Here is a 19957-nt window from a genome sequence, read left to right on the forward strand (position 1 = left end):
TACAGCGAATCACCTTTTTAAAAAGTAAATTGAAAGTAATTTCTATCTAAGTCCTTCCGAAAGCGTCGAGGCGTTAATCCCGTATACTTTTTAAAGACACGTGTGAAATAACTTTGATTACAAAAATGAAATCTCTCTGCAATTTCTGCAATCTTTATATTAGAGAAACGTAAATAAAACTGTATCTCTTCTATTTTACGGATTGTAATATATTCTACTAATGTAACAGATGTATGTTCTCGGAATATACGAGAAAGGTGACTTGTACTAACATTGAAATGTTTTGCAATTTCTTCAACGATTAATGGGCTTTCAACATTTTCATTTATGTACTGAATTACTTCATTAACTGTTTCATGCGATAGGGAAGGTTTTATTTTTCCTTTCAAGATGTAACAGTAAAACTCGACTAATTCGTCTCCAATTTCCACCAAGTTTTCTTTATGCAGATTGGTTTCGATCATTTCTATACACGCCACATTAAAGATAAAGGCATTTTCTTCAGTAAAAATAGATTCTTTTTGTAAGCGTCTTGCGATAATAGAAGAAAGGATAATAAAATAATGTTTTATGATTTCATATGAATGTCTAGGTTTATATTCATATAAAATTCCCCTTATTTCCTTCAGCTTAGAACGTGCACCGTCTTTTTCCAGATTGAACACCTGTGCAAGAAATTCTTTTTCTAGATAAAAAAACAACTTTGCTTGCTCCGTATTTCCCTCTTTCTCCATAACACGGATCAAATCCAAATTAGACGTTTCTATTTTCTTGCCCGTCATGAGTATCACCCCACTCATTCTATATATATGACTACGCAAGATCTGTTACTATATATACATTATTTTACCTCATCCTCCAGGATTATCTACCCTTTATGTCGTTAACGCTATATATGTATTAAAGCGCCCTTTTTTAAGGGGCGCTTTTAGTATTTTACTATGATGGGATTTAGTTGGATTTATTGTTTTTTTCCGCTTCCTTTGTTGATTCATCTTTATTATATAGCGGCTTATTATCATTCGTATCTTCATTTTTCTTGTAAAGGCCATCTTTTTTTGCCGCATTTTTATCTGGATCTTGTACTTCTTGGTTGTAATAATGAACACTTGTCTGTGCTCCCTCAGATACCATGTTGTTATCTCTCAAATCTGCCGGATCTGAATGTCCAACTTTTTCAGTCGCTTGATCAACCAATTTATTGTTATTAACAAATGTGTCTACTTTTTCCTTTAACACACCTACTGTTTCCATTGCCTTATCACGATTTTCCTTTTTACTAAAGAAAGCGTACGCTCCTGCTGCAAGTGTTGCGAATAATAACCCATTTGATTTTTTAGCCATATTTACCATCCTCCATCGTAATGTAATTGTAGCGAATTTCTACCTACTGCTTAATATACCCCGCAGTCTTACTTTCAAACGTCTATTGCTTGGTTAGTTGCTTAGTAATTATAAACTTAGGATGCGAATGTCTTTTGGTGATCATTTCTATTATTACGTATAAGTTATAGTTTATTAGTTACTTCAGGAGTCGTTAGCATTTTTACGGCATAGTAGTTTTGCAAAGCCTAATTTGTTATACTATGTAGAAAGAGAACTAGAGGTGAGATCACTATGATTCGTAAAATGACAGTAGAAGACATTCCAGATGTTCAACAGATTGCCCACACGGCATGGCAACATACATTTCAACAACATATACCTACAGAAGTGATCAAAGCATATATTGAGCGTACGTATTCTGATTTAATGCTGAAGAAGCAATTGGAAAAGACCATGGTATTGCTCGCGATAGACGAACTAGGGAATTCTATCGGATATTTAAGCTATACACCAATTGATGTAGATGGTGAGAGTGAATTAACAGCGCTTCATATGCTTCCCGGGTATTGGAATAGCGGATATGAGGAAGCACTGTTAAAAGAAGCACTTGGAACGTTACAAGAAGCTATAAATGTCGATGTGTATGTCGATCAAAATGACATAGCACTTCAAGACTTTTATGCAAAACAAGGATTTAATTTCGTTGAGTCGTTCCCTGAACTATTTGAAGGTGTTTCCGTAAACATCCTTCATTATTCATTGCCCATCACACAACCTGCACATACTTGACCAAAGTGTAGATGAGTTACTAGAAAGACACCTTTTGCTACTACTTCACTCGGACACTTTCTAGTGAGTAGGGTTGTCTTTCACTTATAAATAAATTAGCATGTTTTCTTTACGTACAGAGTGACTACTAGAACGTATATAAAAGACCCTTTTCTTTAAGAAAAGGGTCTTTTGGTGTCAGTTAGTATTTAGTTCATCCAGTTAGATTGTGTTGAGACGTATTCATCAGATGAAGGTTCTGGAGCCATTGGGGGTTTCTTTGTGAAACAAAGAATGGCCGCAATGTAAAGTAGGATGGATGGCAAGGATAGGAATCCACCTAACAGGCCTGCAATAATGAATAATATACCAGCCGTTTTTGGATTCTTATTGTTCCAAACTTTTACTAGACCGATAATATTCAATACTAAACCTATAAATGCTACTACTACCAAAACCCATATAATAGTAGAAAAAGAGCCCATAAACGACATGAACATATCCACTTCTTCAGTGTTTAATACACCTTCACTCACAATGTCTTCACGGAATTCTTCCATGAATGTTGGATCCGTGCTTGCCATATTCCAAATAAACGCTACTAAGGCAGCACCTAAAACGCTCAGTGTCAATAAAACAGCTGATATGATACCGAGTACGCGCTCTGCTGTACGATTAATCATTCCACTTCATCCTCTTCTGCTAGTTTTTTCTCTACTAACTATACGTAAAAAAATGAGAAAAGTTTCAAAAAGTGATGGGGAACTTTTAGCGCGTAGCCATTCCTTTAAAACCACTTAGGCTTTTACGTCGTTGTATTCATCACTTCGGTCGAACGCATTCACGACATACGAACAAACCGCTTTCATCTTCAATCCTTTTTCACGTGCATTATCGGCTGCTTGGTCCAGCAATTTTTTGGCGACACCTTGGCCGCGTAGTGAATCGTCTGTATACGTATGCGTCATCGTCATGATCCCATTTTCTTCAGTCCACTCAATTTCCGCTTTTACATCACCGGCTACTTTATACTGATACGCGTACTTCGTTCCGCCTAATTCCGCAAGCTCAAAATCCATTCCTTCACGCTGTTCCATGTCTTTATTTTCACTCATTCGTATCTCTCCTTTGTAGGTATGCTTCTACCTTATAACGTACCACAATGACATCTTAACTAAACAAAGATTTAAGAGATTCAGCCATATTTCTAAAAAATTCTTTTACTTTTTCCCAGAAACTTGGATCGATATTGCCTAATTTATCTTTAATTTTCGATGTCATGTCAGAGAGTTGTTCGTTAAGCTTCGAGAAATCGATATCAAGTTTGGAAATCCGATCCATTAAGTCAATTAACAATTGACGATCCGCTTCGTTCAACTCTATATTAAATTTCTGCAATTGATCATGGACGATTTGTTCTACATCTTCCTTTGTCGCCGGCTTTTGTTCCGAAATCTGTTTTTTTATCTCTGTCAGCAAATTAGCTACTTCGTCTTGATTGACGCCTGCTTTTTCTGAAAGCTTCGTTGCTAGACTCAATTCATCATTTGCTACATCTGTGCGTTCAGTATCAAGTACCTCTCCTGACACTTCATATGCCTTGTAGATTCCAACGAGAGCTGAATGACCCGTTACCTTTTTGGGAGCCGCGACTTCAACGATGGCGTCTTCAATACCTGCAGTCGTCATAGCCGTTGCATACATGTCTGCCGTTACTTGCGTAATATTATCTGGCGTCACAATATTGATGACGAGGCCTTCGCCTTCTTCTTGTCTAGTGATCTTGGCAGAAGAATACATTCTGGCATTACGGTCACCGCCAGGAATATACTTGATTAAATCATTGCCGTCCACTGACAATTCTTCCACTTCAGCTTCATTAGCAACTGTTAAACTTTCTTTAACACTCGCTTTTTCACTATCCGATAAATTTGAACCATATACTACGATCGGAACTCCCAGTTTTTCATTGACGACTTTATCTGCCGATACCACAGCCGGTGCTATGATTGCGACCATCATCATGATAGTCACTAGAGAGGCTAATCTTTTTTTCATACAGTCATTCCTCCTTGTTCTATATGTATAGATACGTTGAGGCTTACAAGAAAGTTGCGTTTGTAATTATATCAGTGTTGTCCAACCATCTTGTTGTGTAATTCTTCGTTCTCTCATCAACGTACCAAGTGCACGTTTGAAAGCACCCTTACTCATCTGGAACATCTCATCGATTTCTTCAGGAGTAGATTTATCGGTAAATGGCATTTTACCGCCCGACTGTTGCAAATACGCTAAAATTTGTTCGCCATCTGTTTGTAAACGGTCTTGCTTCCTTGGTAATAATGAGCCATTCATCGTGCCATCATCATGGACTGCAATAATCCGAACATCTACTTCTTCACCTAATCTCGGCTCAGCTTTACGCTCTGTTTCATGAACGAAAATACGTTGGATGTCTTCTGTCAATAGGAACGTACCGATTGGCAACAAGCGGTATGCTCTTGCTTTGACATTCTGATTGTACATATCTTCTTCCGCCATTGTATAGTGCTCTTGGATTCTTTCTTCAGTCACTAGACGTCCGAACAAGTTGCCGCCTGGATCTGAACGAAGTGTCATATATAATTCATCGCCCGGTTGTGGCCATAGTTCTTTAATTTGTGGAAAGTCCGCCCGATTGATCAGCACTTCAAAAGATGCACCGATATCCACATAGACCCCTTCACTTCTGTCCAAACGAATAACTTTTGCCCATCCGAATGAATGAACTGTAACGGACGGAATTTGCGCAGTACCTGTCAGTTCACCCCTTCTGTTGATGTAAAGAAATACTTCTATCGTCGATTGTTCTTGTGCATCGGGCGCTTCGGATTCATTCATATAGATTTCTTCTCCGGCAGCGTCCAATACAAAGCGTGACCCTTCTTTGCGAAGTATTTCGAGCGTTGCAAGTGTTCCTGGCTGTAATAATGTCATATAAGACAATCCTCTCTAGAGTGCTTTACTCTTTAACTTTTTTATGAATTCAGGATCAGACTCGAGTGTCTCTACTAGGTCAGTAATACGATCCATCGCATTCCAACTTAAGTGATGTTCAATCCCTTCTACGTCTCCGTAGATATTTTCTTCTTCCACCCCTATGATGCGCAGGAATTGTTCCAGTAATTCATGGCGATGCACAAGTTTTTTACCAAAGCGCAAACCGCGTTCTGTCAATGCCAAGCCTCGATAGCGCTCATAGTGTACATAGCCTTCACGATCCAGCCGCTGGGCCATTTTAGTTACAGACGAAGGGAGTACTGAAAGCGCCTCTGCCACGTCGGACACACGCGCTTCACCTCTTGCTTCTAATTGTAAATAAATTTGTTCTATATAGTCTTCCATACTCGGTGTAGCCAAACTATCGCCTCCTCATTTGACCGTCAACATCACCCTTTCAAATCTTAAAAGTTTAAGATTTGAAAGGGTGGGTAATATACTTACATAGCAAATAACAATGAAAAGGAGTTGATTCACCATGGGTCGTTTATTATGGCTTATTATCGTAGTTCTTATAGCATTATGGGTAATTGGTTTAGTAGCAAATATTGGTGGTGGCTTAATCCACACACTTTTAGTAATTGCCGGTATTATCTTTGTCATTCAATTAATAACTGGAAGACGTTCGATATAGGGAAAACTAGCGTAAAATGCTCCTTCTGTGATCAGGTAACTATCGCGTACACACATGTGTTGCGTAAGCCTTGCCCATTCGCAGAAGGGGCATTTTTGCGTAAAATCCCTTCTAGTTCAAAATTCGTTCGTTTTGCTACTGCACGACCTTTACTATGGTTCTCATCACAAACCAATTCGATCCGCACAGCCGATAAATCTGTAAATGCAAACTCCACAAGCTCTTTGATCGCTTCTGTCATATAGCCTTCGCCTTCAAACTTTGTATCTAGCCAATACTCTACTTCAAATTTACGAATGCTCCAATCGATACGATGGAAACCCGCGCAACCAATGAATTCACCTGTTTCTTTCAAAAACAGATGAAAGTTCAAAGATTTTCTACTGATGAATTCAGAAACTGATTGGCGCACATATTCCTCCGTCGTTTCAATCGTCATATCCTTCTGTGCCCATCCAGTCCACTTACGCAACGTAGGAATTGAATGTGATACCGCACCCCAAACATCCATCACGTCGTTTAATTCAGGCGCTCGAATATGTAGCCGCTCAGATTGTAGCTGTTCTTTGAAACCCGGTATGCTCTTAACGTCACGTTCTCGGTCTTCCCAACGCACAGGCGTTGTTGTTCCAGCTTCATAATCTTCTCTCGTCATTCCATATGTTACCGCATCATAATACGTATTCTCTTTCGGAAGGAACCATGCTTGGCGCAAATGTGCTTCCTTTACAAAACCGGCCCGCTCAAACGCTTTACGCATAGCTGCATTATCATGGCGCGTATGTCCTTCTATACGAATTTTATGCTCCGGTAGTTCGAATACGTATTGCGTGAGTTTTTTTAGCGCCCGCGACCCATACCCATAACCTCTAAAATGATCAGCAATCCGCAAATCGAATAATGGTACATCTTCTTGTAAGTCATAGACTGTTACGATTCCCACTTTTTCGTTTTCATTATTCTCAATCCAGAATGTCTTTACGTCATCAGATGCATAGCCGCCTTCTTCAATCGACTTTTCAAGCAATTCGCGACCTGGCTGACTACTATCATGGTAGGGCCACGAATTTGTCGTCATAAACTGAATAAGTAAATCTTGTTCTTCTATCGTCCATTCTTGTAAGCGCATTAAAATTCCTCCATCATGACTACAGGCGCCTCACATAATATTATATCGTTTACTTGGCTTCAATTGCATGTTCGTATGCAATTTTCACTAAGTCCGCGACATGCTCGTCTGCCAAAGAGTAGTATACCATTTTTCCACGTCTTTCCGATTTAGCCATTGAATGATCCCGTAAATAACGTAAATGATGAGAAGCGGTAGCGGATGAAGATTGAATCACTGCCGCTACATCACATACGCACATTTCCGATACCAATGTCAGTGAATAAGCAATCCGCAAACGTGTTTCATCAGCTAGTGCTTTAAAGATTTGTACCATTTCCGTTACATCAGGAAGCTCTTTTCGAATTTTACGAACTATATCTTCGTGCACAACGGTTACTTCACAAGCATTTTGATTTAACACTTTATCACCCCGTTCAGTCGACTACAGATTACGGTAATTATATAGATAGGAAAGTAAAAAATCAATTGACTCTCCTGTTCAGTTGAATCAACTATTGCTTTATATCTTCTGTGTTTTGTCCATGAATTTTTTCATATAATTCATCTTCTGTGGAAATATCCGCCAACATAACTTTCGATCGATAAGCAGCACGGATAATTACATGCCCCGCTACCGGTGCTGTTAAAAATACAAAGCCGATTCCAAGAAGCAATCGTACGCTAATAAAGTTTTCGGCGAAGAGAAAATAAACGAATGAGCCAGACAATGTCAATAACACTGCCAACGTCGAACTTTTCGTTGCCGCGTGTGACCGAGTATAGACATCCGGTAAGCGGATCAACCCAAAGACACTCAACATACTGGCAACAGCTCCTGTCAAAATCAACAAAGCCCCTATAAATTCACCGATCTCGCTCCCGTTCAACTATTTTCCCCCTCTCAATAAATTTTGAAAATGCGATCGTTCCGATAAAGGAAAGAATTCCAAGGATCAAGATCGCCTCCAAAAATGCTTTTGTATTTAAAATCACCGACACGACGGCAATTGTAGCAATTAAATTCACACCGATTACATCGAGTGCTACCACACGATCCGGTAGGGAAGGACCTAAGATAATTCGAATGACTGCCACCAAAATAGTCAGCGCGAATAGTATGACCGATATTGTCAGCATACTTTCTATCATCGTGTCACCTCCATAATCGCTTTCTCGAAGTTCTTCAGTTGCTTAATTAATCCATCCCGCGATTCTTCCACGTCCATTGCGTGAATATATAACTCATTTCCCTCAGAAGATACCTCCATCACGACCGAGCCTGGTGTTAAAGTGAGAAGCATAGACAGCATGGTCACTTCCACATCACTCGTCAAAATCGTCTTGTATTTAAAAATACCTGGCTTAATACGTAGTGTAGGTCTCATGATTTGGGAGATGACTACTATACTGGACTGCGTTAGTTCACTTATAAAGATTAACAAGAGCTTGCACGCAGCATATACTCTGCGTAAATAGAAATGCGTATCGAAAAACCGACTCATGACAAAGATAATGCCAAGTCCGACTAGAAACCCCATGAAAAATGTCGTGAATCTCAGTTCATCCTCATCCATCAGCGTCATCCATAAAAATGCAATGAATAAATTTAGCAGAAGCTGTAACGGCATGTCGTCTCCCCCTCCCTACTCTAAATTGTCCCCCATCACAGCACGTATATACTGTTCCGGATTTGTTAAGGCATTGGCCGCATCTTCTATATAAGGCGACAGCAGTTCTGCACCTATACCTAATCCAACTACGAGTATTGCAAGTAATACAAGCGGCAAACCAATCGTCTTTTGAAAAGGCTTATGATCATCCTCACTAATTATGGTTTCGCCCCAAAAACTATTGAGGAAAATACGAAGAAGTGAATACAATACTCCGATACTCGATAAAAACGACACTGCAAGCAACACGTAAGAGCCCGTTTCAATTACACCTAACCCTATGTATACTTTTCCAATAAATCCGCTGAATGGCGGGATTCCAGAAATCGCAAGCATCGTTAAGAAAAATAACCAACCGACTAACGGATAATTTCGAATTAAGCCGCTGATTTCATTGAACTTCGAACGTCCTGTCAAATATACGACAGTCCCCGCCAATAAAAATAGCAACGCTTTACTCACCATGTCATGAATCAAATAATAGCTCGCACCTTGAAATGCAGTATTCGTAGCAACCGCCAGACCTGTCAACACAAAACCAACGGAAATGATGACGTTATAGGAGACGATCTGACGTATATCAGAATATGCAATCGCTCCGAGACAACCCGCGATCATTGTGACACCGGCTAGCACGCCAATGATTTTATAGATAACTGGATCATGTATAAATATTAATGTGAACATGCGGTACAACGCATAAATACCGACCTTCGTCAGTAATGCGCCAAACAGTGCCGCTACCGCAATAGGAGGTGCGGAATAAGAACCAGGCAGCCAGAAATAAAGTAGCAAGCCCGCTTTTAAGCTAAAGACGATCAAGAAAATAATCGCGATCAGCGTCAACAGAGGTCCTTGTCCCGTTTCTGCTACGCGTACAGCAATATGTGCCATGTTCAACGTGCCTAGTACACCGTATACATATGCGATACCCAACAAGAAGAACCAAGAAGCCAGCACATTGATCAATACATACGTCATACCTTCTTTTAACTGTGTTTTACGTCCTCCAAGAGTCAGCAGCACATAGGAAGCTAGTAACATGACTTCAAAACAAACAAATAGATTAAATAAATCGCCAGTCAGAAATGAGCCATTGACTCCTGCCACTAAAAATAGGAAGAAGGGATAGAAAAACATCACTTCTGTTTCAATCCCTGTCGTAGCGAATGCATACAGCAAAATTATACTGGAAACGACGCACGCAACTAATACTAATAACATCGCGAAGGAATCGCCCACAAACAAAATTCCATGTGGTGGTAACCAATCTCCAAAATCCAAACGCATGATGCCGTTCAGGTGAATATGTTGGAGACAATAGGCTGCCACAGCAGCAGAAGCTATCGTCGTCAGCACACTAAGTATACGTTGAACACGAATATAAGGGCGTAGGAATACTAACATCACACCTACTAAAACAGGCAAGATCATAGGCAATACCAATATATTATTCATCTTCTTGCCCTCGCAATCCAAGTCCAGACTCTTGATATACACGGTACGATAATACGAGTAAAAATGCTGTCACCGCGAAACTGATAACAATCGCTGTCAGAATCAACGCTTGCGGCAATGCATCGGTATATTCCGCTGCAGTCTCTGTTAGCAACGGGACCTCACCTTTTTTTAAACCGCCCATCGTCAATAATAATAAATGAATGGCATGCGACAGAATTGCTGTTCCCAAAATAATTCGCAACATTTCTTTTGATAAAAGTAAATAAACGCCTACTGCCACTAGCACACCTACCAGAAGGGTAATTAATGTCTCCATTACTCCACATCCTCACTGATTCCCAAAATAATCGTCACGACAACACCGAGGACAGTCAGGGCGACTCCTGCTTCAAAAATTGTCATCGTTCCAAGTTCTGTCTCACCAAAAACCGGTAAGTCCACAAGCCATGTGGTTTGTGACAGGAAAGACTCACCGAACAACAACGACAGCATTCCTGTACCTACCGCAAGAAACACACCAAATGCCGCCACTCGCTTAAAATCAAAAGGCGTTCCTCGGTGAACTGTTTCTATGTCATACACTAAATACAATAATACAAACGCAGAAGAGAGCACCAGTCCGCCAATAAAGCCACCGCCTGGATTATTATGTCCTGATAAAAAAAGCTCCACGCCAAACGTTAAGATAATGAAGAATACGATCTTCGTCACCGTCTGTAAGATCACATCATTTTTCTTCAGGGTGATCCACTCCCTTCTTGCGACGCAACTTGACTAATGAAAAGACACCGAGACCTGCAATAAATAATACCAATACTTCAAGCATCGTATCGAATGCACGGAAGTCACCAAGTATCGTATTCACTACATTTAAACCACCTGCAAGCCGTGATGCTGTTTCATAATAGACGGAAATAGACGGATACAACGAATGGCCTTGCACGAGCAAAGCGATAACAGTAACAGCCACACCGGAAGCCACCGCGATCAACCCATTACGTACTCGCATGGAAATCGACTTATGTTCATTTTTCCATTCCGGTAAATAATAGAAGCACAATAAGAATAGTACGGTTGTAACCGTCTCGACAATTATTTGCGTCAACGCCAGATCTGGTGCCCGGAATACAACAAATAGAATGGCGATAGAATAGCCAAGCACACCGTTAAGAACAATGGCAGTAATCCTGGATTTAGCAAATAAAATCGCTACACTTGAACACATCATAACGAAAATAATGATACTTTCATTTATCTCAATTTCCGCATCATTCGAAAAGTCGAAAACGAATTGCTGAAAATCAAGCAAACCTATACTGACCAGAGTAATGAAAAACAGCATGATATACGCAACGTAATCTCGCACTGAACCAGTCATATACGTTTTCGTCACTACAGAAGCCAGTCGTTCAATTCGTTGTAATAATGCATTATAGGAGCGATCAAGCGTCCATTGTAAAAAGCCCAAACTGTAAATCCCTTTCCAGTAACGCAAGAAACCATACAATAAAATCCCTGCGATAATTACACCGATTGTCATGAAGATTGGCATCCCAAAGCCATGCCACACTCGTATTTCTGGAACTAGACCAGGCAACCCCACAAATTGCGGATATACCGCATTCATTGCTGGTCCTAAAATATACGTACCGAGCAGATTCGGGAAGATGAAAATAAGTACGACCAGACTGCCAAGTACCATAGGTGAAATCAACATCTGAATCGGTGCTTCATGAGCAGGTCTATGTCCAGGAAGCGGTGCATGTACTTTGCCGAAAAACGTCTGAAATACTATGATCATACAATAAATGAACGTGAATATACTGCCGATCCATGCAATGATTGGGAACAACAACACCAATGAATCCACTGATAATAGATTCGCTTCTTTTAATGACAGCATCGCTTCAAAAAATAATTCCTTACTTAAAAAGCCGTTAAATGGTGGTAGTCCTGCCATGGAAAAACTGCCAATCAGTGCAATGGTAAATGTAATCGGCATAATCGTTGCCAAGCCACCAAGTCGTTGAATATTACGTGTACCTAGCTCGTGATCTAAAATTCCGACGACCATAAATAAAGAACCTTTAAAGGTGGAATGATTAATCAAATGAAATAATGCAGCGAATGTAGCAGCGGTGAATAACGCGATGTGCGTGCTTTCAGAAGAAGCAAATGCCAATGAGCCGATACCAAGCAAACTCATAATCATACCCAGTTGACTCACTGTTGAGAACGCGAGCAAGGCTTTCAAATCTGTTTGCTTTACCGCGTTGACAGATCCCCACAACATCGTCAATAACCCTACACAAGATACGACATAAAACCACGTCGTATCACCTGCGAAGACCGGGGTAAATCTCGCTACTAAATAAATACCCGCTTTAACCATCGTAGCGGAGTGTAGGTAGGCACTAACAGGCGTAGGGGCTTCCATTGCGTCAGGTAGCCAGATATGGAAAGGGAACTGTGCGGACTTCGTGAATGCGCCAATTAACACAAGCAACATAGCAGGTACAAACAATGAATCTGCCGCAATCACTTCTCGCATAGCGATTAACTCTTGTAAATTGAACGTTCCTGTAATGGTGTATAGCATTAAAAATCCGACTAACATGAAAATGCCGCCAGTGACGGTAATCAGCATCGATTTCTTTGCTCCGTATCTTGACTGCTTTCGGTGATACCAAAAAGCAATGAGTAAGAAGGAAGAAATACTCGTCAATTCCCAAAACACATACAGGACGATTAGATTATCGGATAACACGACGCCTAGCATAGCTCCCATGAACAACAGTAAATATGTATAAAAGCGACCGATCGCTTCCCGTTCTGAAAGATAGTAAATGGAATACAATACAACCAGACTACCAATTCCTGTAATCAATAAAGCAAAAATTATACTTAGTCCATCCAAATGTGTGGAAAAATAGACGTCTGCAGAAGGTATCCAAGGCAACGTGTATAAATAGGAAGCTCCTTCAGAAAGCGAAGGAACAAGACGAATCAGTAAGACAAACAAGAAAATTGGAATGGTGATGACAAACCAACCAATCCGACTACCGGTCAAAAATTTATGTATAAACGGAACCAAACAAGCTGCGATAAATGGAATGAATATTGCCAGTAAGACGGTTATCAATCCAACACCTCCTAGAATTAATCGATTATTAATGTCAATAGAATACTCAGAGACTCTTGACTGAACACTGTACGTTATGCATAATGGGACTCTAAGCAAAATGTACATTCCCTACTCGAAAGTATACACTACTTTAGTAAAAACCGCATAAAAAGCGCGGTTAGTATACAGTAAGGCTACGTTCGTAATCCTATATAGGATGAGGTTCTCTGGCGGAATTGCAGCGGAAAGCACCCTCCTAAAGTGTGAACCAGTAATAATTAGTTTATTGAATTTGAAGAGGTGATGAGTCATTATGGGCAAAATGAAAAGCCGTATGGACGAGGGAATTCTCGTTTGTGTGTATTACGGTCCAAATGGTGAACGTCTCATTAATAGAGGATATAAAATTGCAACAATCATGGACTGTCCGCTCTATATCCTGACAGTCGACCCTGCACCACTCGATGACTTTGATGTAGAGAAATCAGAGTATATAGACCGTTGGCAAGAACTTGCGGAAGAATTGGATGTCGAAGCATTCATTATCCGCGACGATGAGAAGCGTCCAGCTGCAAAAGTTATCAAAGAAGTGGCTCACCAATACGGCATTACACAAATTATTATCGGACAGACCGCGCAAAGTCGCTGGGAAGAAATCACAAAAGGCTCTTTCATGAACGTCTTATTAAGAGAAATTCCATTTGTTGATTTCCATGTCGTGTCGGTTGATCGTGCGATAAAGAGTGAGATCGAAGGATCGTTTGAAAAAGGCGTACGTGCATATTTGATTTCCGATGGCGACGGCTTTCGTATCAACTTCACGCTTTCGAAGCATGCGCAGTATGAGGGAATCTTCTTTAAGGAGATTGGGACCGATTTTAACAACGGAATTTTTAAGTTCATGCAAAACAGTAAGATATGCCAGGTGCAGATAGAAGATGACCAAGTACTCGACCCAAGCAAGATCCAATGCAAGATACAAAATTAATATCATGAGAGGTGGCTAGAAACGGGCCCCCTCTTTTTTGCATGGATTTAAGGCACAGATCTAAGAATTTATTTAATGCGAGTTAAGTAGGTAGTACGATGGAACGTTTCCCGGCTAACAAGCCCTCTAGGAAAAATCCCATCTGAAACATCAATTCCCTCTTATCACTTAGCCAGCTATTTTTCCAACTTTTCATATCAGAAAAGAACTGTCCCGAGAGGTCGTTATGACATCGCGGACAGCTCCTGTCGCTTCTATTATTCAGAAAGTTCTTCCCCTACGATCTTCACTTCCATCTCCAGATCAATCCCGAAGTTCTTTTTCACTTCCGCTCTGACCATCTCAATTGTTTGGATGTAATCTGCTGCTGTGGCATCACTTTTATTGACGATGAATCCCGCGTGTTTAGTAGACACTTCAGCTCCACCAAAGCCTTTGCCTTGCAAGCCGCTATCTTGAATCAACTTCCCAGCAAAGTAACCTGGTGGACGCTTGAACACACTTCCAGCTGACGGATATTCAAGCGGTTGTTTTGACTCACGTTGGAATGTTAAGTCGGCAACTGCCGCATCGATTTCACACTGTTCACCTTTTGTGAGCCAAAATTCTGCGGATAGAACATAATAGCCTTCTGTAGTAATGATGCTCTTACGATATCCTAGTTCCAACTCCTCTTTTGAAAGCTTGAAAATTTTCCCTGTGTCATCCATTACAGTCGCTTGATGAATAATATCTTTAATTTCTCCACCGTACGCTCCTGCGTTCATTGCCATTGCACCACCAATTGAACCTGGTATCCCGCAAGCAAACTCTAGACCCGTTAAACAAGCTATCGCTGCTTCCTTAGACGCATCGATAATATTTGCTCCAGCTTCCGCAATCATTCTATTACCATCAATCTCGATATGATTTAGGTTCGCCATATACATTACAATTCCACGAACGCCACCGTCACGAACGACCATATTGGAACCGTTCCCGAGCAACAAAATAGGAATTTTATGCTGATAAGCATAGCTAACAATCGCTTGCACTTCTTCTATTGTGCCAGGCGCTGCGAAGACATCCGCTTTACCACCCAGACGTGTTTTCGTATATTTGTTTAATGGCTCATCAAGTAATAACCAACCGTTTTGTATGTTCTTTTGAAGATCTTCAAACCATCGATGTTTTGACATCTACATCAAGTCCTTTCAGTATACGTGTCTCCAGTTTTACGGAAACAATCTTATCCCCCTATTAGTATGCTTGCAATCAGTCCTTTTGACAAGGTTTTTCATTTTGACTTTTTTTGTTTTTTCAATTACAGTTTAGCTAACTAACTATCCATAAGGAGGAGTGAAAGTGAATACATGGAAAGTAGATCCCACGGCGTCCACTGTCGGCTTTTCCGTTCCACATATGATGGTATCAACTGTCACGGGAACGTTTGAAGAGTTTTCAGGAGAATTACAAGGTAACATAGCGAATTTGACGAAAACTAATATTAGTTTTCAAGTACTCGTTTCTTCAATTGATACAAAGAATAGAGACCGTGATCTACATCTATGCTCCGCGGACTTTTTTGATGCCGAAACTTTCCCCAAAATGACATTCTCTTCCCGCACAATTTACAACGATACAGAAGGTAGATATCAAATGTCCGGTGACTTGACTGTTAAAAACACGAGTAAAAGAGCCATATTCTGCATCACTCCTCAAGAAGTTACCGTATTCGGTGCTACATATCTCGTCGAGGGTGAAATCAAACGAAAAGATTTCGGATTAATGTGGAACCGTGCAATCGAAGCTGGTGGTGTAATGGTTGGAGATATTATTGATATCAAGATGTTAGTAGCAATTTGCAAAGATGAAAGATAATGTGAAAGCACTGTTGATTACTATTCCGATGGGACGAATCCACTTACAATTAACTAATACACTGCTTCAAACAGACTAGTAACCCACAAAAAAGACTGAAGACAAAACTCCGCTTAATTTTTCAGAGTTTTCTTCAGTCCCAAAAAACAATTTAACTATTTAACTTTTTTCAGATATCACAAGCTCCATCATCACACTGCCCGCCATCATCTGTGCCAACTACTTGCAACTTAGGTTTTGTCCCCTTCTCTTCTTCTGCAATCTTCTCAAGCGCATCAACAAATGCTTCCGTAGGCTGCGCTCCACTTATAGCATATTTTCGATTAATGACAAAGAATGGCACACCTTGGACACCAATTTCCCGCGCTTCTTCAATATCTTCTTTTACTTCATCCTTGAAATCATCACTATGAAGCAGATCTTTAGTTTTCCTTGCATCTAATCCAGCTTCTGTTGCAATCCTTACGAGTACTTCCTCCGTATCGATACGTTCCCCTTCCACAAAGTAAGCATGCATGAGACGCTCTATCACTCCTTTCTCTACATTGCGCGTCTCTGCGAATTTCGCTAGACGGTGTGCATCGAGCGTATTCGACGTTTTCATTCGATCCACTTGATAGTGAAGATCAACGGTTTTTGCTTGCTCTTTAACATTATTCAACATGTTTTCTGCTTCTTGTTTGGTGACTTTGAATTTACTAGCTAACCCGTCTACTAATGATTGGTCTGAAGCTACTGGCGTATTTGGATCCAGTTGAAATGCCTTGAATACAACTTCCGATTTCTCTTCAAGCCCTAATTGTTTCAACGCATGCTCCAAACGTCTCTTTCCAATATAGCAAAACGGACAAACATAATCCGACCATACTTCAATTAACATTTTTTTGCCCCACCTTTCTATTCTCTATTTTAGATTCAAGTAAAGTTGGCAACAATGTTAATGCTTGGATTATATAAATTCACAGAATGAGGTGTCGGAATGAATCAATCTTTATGGCTTGCCACCGCTTATCCGCAGTCTACCTATCCAACTGTAGATGATGATTTAACTTGTGATGTGCTAATCATCGGAGGCGGTCTGAGCGGCATAGCAAATGCATATTTTTTGTCTAAACAAGGAAAGGACGTCGTGTTGCTCGAGAAAAACAGTTTACTGCATGGAGCAACAGGAAATTCTACAGGTAAATTAACCGCACAACATGATCTAGTCTATGCGGATATGATTGAACAGTTTGGTGTCGAAAGCGCAAAACAATATTTCAATACAAATGAACAAGCCATTAATTTCGCACGATCCATCGCGGAAGCAGATCAACTGAAAACCGCACACTCCGCGCTATATTCTCAAACAACTGAAGGTACGGAACGATTACTTGCGGAGAAAAAAGCATATGAGGCGATTGGGATACCATTTATACTTGCGGGGAATGCATCCTACTTACCTTTTGAAACCGCTCATACTTTACTGATTGAAGACGAAGCACAAATACATCCAGTGCGTTTTGGACAGCGATTAGCACAGCTCGCTGTAAAAGAAGGCGCACGTATATTTGAACATGCACAAGTTGCTGCCCTGGATACTGATCGTTATTTTGTCAAACTCTCTTCATCTAAGGTAGTCAGTTATCGACAACTAGTTATCTGTTCACATTACCCCATTGAAGCACTAGAAGGCATGCAAATTCTTAAACTAGATGTCGAGCGCTCCTATATCGCCGCGGCAAAAACAGATACTTTATTTGACCATCAATATATCTCGGTAGATGAGCCGAAACGTTCGATACGGACAGCGACGATCGACGACCAATCTTACTTGTTACTAGCTGCCCAATCTCATCCTGCTGGTTCGGAAAAAGAAACACAGCTACATTACGACAGCTTAACGGAGGATATAAAAACGACATTGGGACATCCTGAAGTTGTCTACAAATGGTCAGCTCAGGACCCGTCCACACCGGACTTAGTGCCTTATGCAGGCGCAATTTCAGACTCTTCGCCAGACGTCTACATTAGTACAGGCTATCGAAAATGGGGACTATCTAATTCCTTAGCCTGCGCAGAAATTATTTCGGATGCGATTATCGGAAGACCGAATGCCGCAAGCGAATTATTTTCTCCTAGTAGAACAGATTTCGGCTCCTTGTCAAACCGGGCTTTACTATTGGCCGGACGTACCGTAAAGGAATTTGCTGGTGGACATATCGCCCGGACCGACTCCCCAATTTGTACGCATATGGGCTGTCGTACCCGTTGGAATAAAGGAGATCAAACGTGGGACTGTCCGTGTCATGGATCTCGTTTTCGTGCGGACGGGACCGTGTTGGAAGGTCCCGCTACACAACCAGTAGATTTAGGATAAAAAAACTGTCATAGAAGATCGGGTTACCGATTTCCATGACAGTCTATTGATTAAGAAAGTGCTTCAGTCAATACAGGCACAATTTGCTTCTTACGTGAAACAATACCTTTTAACAAAGCGGAATTATTATTGAAGGCTACATTGAATGCAGATCCTGCACGTTCGGCTTCGTTTCCTAGCGCAATGATTACGGAATCGCTATTGATGATATCCGTCACAACAAACAGGAATAAATCTAGCCCTTTTTGCTCGATCACTTCATTTAACTCCGCTTCTAGTTCATCTTGTCGACCAAGAATGTCTTGCAAGTCCACTGCATTTACTTGTGCAATTTCCATTTTCACATCGCCGAATATAAACTCTTTCGAATCTAGACTAGCTAAATCCTTCACAGGTACAGCGCTTAAGTCTGCTCCAGCTTTCAACATATCCAAACCGTAGGCTGCAGCATCTACTTCCGCAATTGCAGCTAGTTCTTCAGCAGCTACTTGGTCTTGATCTGTGAATGTTGGCGATTTGAATAATAATGAATCCGATACGATTGCCGAAAGCATTAAACCAGCAATGTTTTTCGGAATTTCAACACCATGCTCTTTGAATAATTTGTTCAAGATCGTTGCCGTACAGCCTACTGGCTCTGCACGATAATACAATGGATCGTTTGTCTGGAAGTTCGCGATACGGTGGTGGTCGATTACTTCCAATACTTGTACATCATCCAAGTCATCCACACTTTGTTGTCTCTCGTTGTGGTCAACTAAGATGACTTGAGATGTTTCAGGTGCGGCTCTTTCAATTAAGCGGGGTGCTTCAAAACCGAAAGTTTTAAGTGCATACGCTGTTTCTTTCGTAATATTCCCTAGTCGAACAGCTTCTGCATCCATTCCGATTTGTTGTTTAAGATAGGCATACGTAATCGCTGATGCGATAGAATCTGTATCTGGATTTTTATGCCCAATGACTAACACTTTTGACATATTTAATTCCTCCTAATTCACTCTGTTTACTACCTATATTCTAACACACTATTCAGGATTAACTAGTGGGAAATAGTAAAGATTGTATTTCTTCCTTATTATGAAGGAAATCGGCAATCGTGTAACGATCTAGCACGGCGAAGTAAGCTTGAAGCGCTTCGTATAATACACCCTTTAGCTGACAAGCTTGAGACAACACGCACATATTCTTACTAGGGTCAAAGCATTCGACTAAGTGGAAATCGTCTTCTATTTTCCGGACTAGTTTACCTACATTCATGCTAGCTGGATCCACACTGAGACGGATTCCACCACCGCGGCCACGAATGGTTTCGATCAGTTCCAGTTTTCCTAATTCGTGGACTATCTTGGTGAGGTGATTTTTCGAGATTTGATATGCATCCGAGATTTCTTGTACTGTAGACAGTTCATCCGATGGCTTGGAAGCTAAAAAAATCAGAACACGCAGCGAATAATCTGTATACATTGTTAAACGCATAATTTCACCACTTTCTATTCTTTCATTATTATAGCATTTTCAATTGAAAAATCATGGATTGGCACTGGTCATTACACGTAATAGCATGACTAATTATTGAATATAATGTGACAACTTTCACAATATATTTTTAAACATGTA

At 40.6% G+C, this 19957-nt stretch carries 25 protein-coding genes; 5 read left to right on the forward strand and 20 right to left on the reverse strand.

Annotated elements, in window-relative coordinates:
* Positions 1 to 17 precede the first annotated feature (17 nt).
* Together CSV63_RS04420 and CSV63_RS04425 are read right to left on the reverse strand one after the other, a co-directional pair.
* Positions 18 to 782, reverse strand: a complete 765-nt coding sequence (locus tag CSV63_RS04420) for a helix-turn-helix transcriptional regulator (RefSeq protein WP_158233912.1) — start codon at positions 780 to 782, stop codon at positions 18 to 20.
* A gap of 169 nt (positions 783 to 951) precedes the next feature.
* Entirely contained in the window at positions 952 to 1344 is a 393-nt protein-coding gene (locus CSV63_RS04425; RefSeq protein WP_233191946.1) for a hypothetical protein, read from the reverse strand.
* 273 nt (positions 1345 to 1617) lie between these two features.
* Here CSV63_RS04425 and CSV63_RS04430 point away from each other — a divergent pair, with 273 nt between their 5' ends.
* Positions 1618 to 2115, forward strand: coding sequence for a GNAT family N-acetyltransferase (locus tag CSV63_RS04430; RefSeq protein WP_099694754.1), 498 nt, complete (start codon positions 1618 to 1620; stop codon positions 2113 to 2115).
* Positions 2116 to 2303: 188 nt separating this feature from the next.
* Here the strand turns inward: CSV63_RS04430 and CSV63_RS04435 are convergent, their stop codons facing one another.
* The 5 genes from CSV63_RS04435 to mntR form a co-directional block, all read right to left on the reverse strand.
* Positions 2304 to 2777 carry a DUF4064 domain-containing protein gene (locus CSV63_RS04435; protein WP_099694755.1) on the reverse strand — a complete coding sequence of 158 codons (474 nt, stop codon included), beginning with the start codon at positions 2775 to 2777 and terminating at the stop codon, positions 2304 to 2306.
* A gap of 114 nt (positions 2778 to 2891) precedes the next feature.
* Positions 2892 to 3173, reverse strand: coding sequence for a GNAT family N-acetyltransferase (locus tag CSV63_RS04440; RefSeq protein WP_099695000.1), 282 nt, complete (start codon positions 3171 to 3173; stop codon positions 2892 to 2894).
* A 91-nt stretch (positions 3174 to 3264) separates the two neighbouring features.
* Entirely contained in the window at positions 3265 to 4152 is an 888-nt protein-coding gene (locus CSV63_RS04445) for a DUF1002 domain-containing protein (RefSeq protein ID WP_099694756.1), read from the reverse strand.
* 66 nt (positions 4153 to 4218) lie between these two features.
* On the reverse strand, positions 4219 to 5070 hold the full coding sequence (locus CSV63_RS04450; RefSeq protein WP_099694757.1) for a CvfB family protein: 852 nt from the start codon (positions 5068 to 5070) through the stop codon (positions 4219 to 4221).
* Between the two features lie 15 nt (positions 5071 to 5085).
* Positions 5086 to 5493 carry a transcriptional regulator MntR gene (gene mntR, locus CSV63_RS04455; RefSeq protein WP_099694758.1) on the reverse strand — a complete coding sequence of 136 codons (408 nt, stop codon included), beginning with the start codon at positions 5491 to 5493 and terminating at the stop codon, positions 5086 to 5088.
* Between the two features lie 118 nt (positions 5494 to 5611).
* On the opposite strand from mntR, the gene CSV63_RS16340 reads away from it, so the two are divergent.
* Positions 5612 to 5767, forward strand: coding sequence for a lmo0937 family membrane protein (locus CSV63_RS16340; RefSeq protein ID WP_143560718.1), 156 nt, complete (start codon positions 5612 to 5614; stop codon positions 5765 to 5767).
* A gap of 31 nt (positions 5768 to 5798) precedes the next feature.
* Here the strand turns inward: CSV63_RS16340 and CSV63_RS04460 are convergent, their stop codons facing one another.
* The 9 genes from CSV63_RS04460 to CSV63_RS04500 all read right to left on the reverse strand — a co-directional run bounded on the left by CSV63_RS04460 (position 5799) and on the right by CSV63_RS04500 (position 13151).
* Positions 5799 to 6896: a GNAT family N-acetyltransferase gene (locus CSV63_RS04460; protein ID WP_099694759.1), complete on the reverse strand. Its 1098-nt coding sequence runs from the start codon at positions 6894 to 6896 to the stop codon at positions 5799 to 5801.
* A gap of 49 nt (positions 6897 to 6945) precedes the next feature.
* Positions 6946 to 7299 carry an ArsR/SmtB family transcription factor gene (locus tag CSV63_RS04465; RefSeq protein WP_099694760.1) on the reverse strand — a complete coding sequence of 118 codons (354 nt, stop codon included), beginning with the start codon at positions 7297 to 7299 and terminating at the stop codon, positions 6946 to 6948.
* Between the two features lie 91 nt (positions 7300 to 7390).
* Complete coding sequence (gene mnhG / locus CSV63_RS04470) at positions 7391 to 7765, reverse strand: monovalent cation/H(+) antiporter subunit G (RefSeq protein WP_099694761.1); 375 nt, start codon at positions 7763 to 7765, stop codon at positions 7391 to 7393.
* Positions 7743 to 8027 carry a Na(+)/H(+) antiporter subunit F1 gene (locus CSV63_RS04475; RefSeq protein WP_099694762.1) on the reverse strand — a complete coding sequence of 95 codons (285 nt, stop codon included), beginning with the start codon at positions 8025 to 8027 and terminating at the stop codon, positions 7743 to 7745. Before CSV63_RS04475 ends, mnhG begins: the two co-directional genes overlap by 23 nt.
* Positions 8024 to 8506: a Na+/H+ antiporter subunit E gene (locus CSV63_RS04480; protein WP_099635735.1), complete on the reverse strand. Its 483-nt coding sequence runs from the start codon at positions 8504 to 8506 to the stop codon at positions 8024 to 8026. The genes CSV63_RS04475 and CSV63_RS04480 overlap by 4 nt, the downstream gene beginning before the upstream one ends.
* Positions 8507 to 8521: 15 nt before the next feature.
* Entirely contained in the window at positions 8522 to 10006 is a 1485-nt protein-coding gene (locus CSV63_RS04485; protein WP_099635736.1) for a Na+/H+ antiporter subunit D, read from the reverse strand.
* Positions 9999 to 10325, reverse strand: coding sequence for a Na(+)/H(+) antiporter subunit C (locus CSV63_RS04490; protein ID WP_099632448.1), 327 nt, complete (start codon positions 10323 to 10325; stop codon positions 9999 to 10001). Before CSV63_RS04490 ends, CSV63_RS04485 begins: the two co-directional genes overlap by 8 nt.
* Positions 10325 to 10750, reverse strand: a complete 426-nt coding sequence (locus CSV63_RS04495) for a Na(+)/H(+) antiporter subunit B (RefSeq protein ID WP_099635737.1) — start codon at positions 10748 to 10750, stop codon at positions 10325 to 10327. Before CSV63_RS04495 ends, CSV63_RS04490 begins: the two co-directional genes overlap by 1 nt.
* Positions 10737 to 13151, reverse strand: a complete 2415-nt coding sequence (locus CSV63_RS04500) for a Na+/H+ antiporter subunit A (protein WP_199203602.1) — start codon at positions 13149 to 13151, stop codon at positions 10737 to 10739. The genes CSV63_RS04495 and CSV63_RS04500 overlap by 14 nt, the downstream gene beginning before the upstream one ends.
* 295 nt (positions 13152 to 13446) lie before the next feature.
* Between CSV63_RS04500 and CSV63_RS04505 the strand changes: the two genes are divergently transcribed.
* Entirely contained in the window at positions 13447 to 14121 is a 675-nt protein-coding gene (locus CSV63_RS04505; RefSeq protein WP_099635738.1) for an adenine nucleotide alpha hydrolase family protein, read from the forward strand.
* Positions 14122 to 14378: 257 nt separating this feature from the next.
* On the opposite strand, the gene murB is transcribed toward CSV63_RS04505, so the two are convergent.
* Complete coding sequence (gene murB / locus CSV63_RS04510; RefSeq protein WP_099635739.1) at positions 14379 to 15299, reverse strand: UDP-N-acetylmuramate dehydrogenase; 921 nt, start codon at positions 15297 to 15299, stop codon at positions 14379 to 14381.
* 166 nt (positions 15300 to 15465) lie between these two features.
* Between murB and CSV63_RS04515 the strand changes: the two genes are divergently transcribed.
* Positions 15466 to 15981, forward strand: coding sequence for a YceI family protein (locus CSV63_RS04515; RefSeq protein ID WP_233191947.1), 516 nt, complete (start codon positions 15466 to 15468; stop codon positions 15979 to 15981).
* A gap of 169 nt (positions 15982 to 16150) precedes the next feature.
* Here the strand turns inward: CSV63_RS04515 and CSV63_RS04520 are convergent, their stop codons facing one another.
* Positions 16151 to 16861, reverse strand: a complete 711-nt coding sequence (locus CSV63_RS04520) for a DsbA family oxidoreductase (RefSeq protein ID WP_099635741.1) — start codon at positions 16859 to 16861, stop codon at positions 16151 to 16153.
* 99 nt (positions 16862 to 16960) lie between these two features.
* Between CSV63_RS04520 and CSV63_RS04525 the strand changes: the two genes are divergently transcribed.
* Positions 16961 to 18340: an FAD-dependent oxidoreductase gene (locus CSV63_RS04525; protein ID WP_099694764.1), complete on the forward strand. Its 1380-nt coding sequence runs from the start codon at positions 16961 to 16963 to the stop codon at positions 18338 to 18340.
* Between the two features lie 50 nt (positions 18341 to 18390).
* Here the strand turns inward: CSV63_RS04525 and CSV63_RS04530 are convergent, their stop codons facing one another.
* Both CSV63_RS04530 and CSV63_RS04535 read right to left on the reverse strand, forming a co-directional pair.
* Positions 18391 to 19317, reverse strand: a complete 927-nt coding sequence (locus CSV63_RS04530) for a manganese-dependent inorganic pyrophosphatase (protein ID WP_099635743.1) — start codon at positions 19315 to 19317, stop codon at positions 18391 to 18393.
* Positions 19318 to 19375: 58 nt separating this feature from the next.
* A complete protein-coding gene (locus CSV63_RS04535; protein ID WP_099694765.1) occupies positions 19376 to 19816 on the reverse strand; it encodes an RrF2 family transcriptional regulator in 441 nt (146 codons plus the stop codon).
* Positions 19817 to 19957: the final 141 nt, after the last annotated feature.

The organism is Sporosarcina sp. P34 (assembly GCF_002743375.1).
Classification (GTDB): domain Bacteria; phylum Bacillota; class Bacilli; order Bacillales_A; family Planococcaceae; genus Sporosarcina.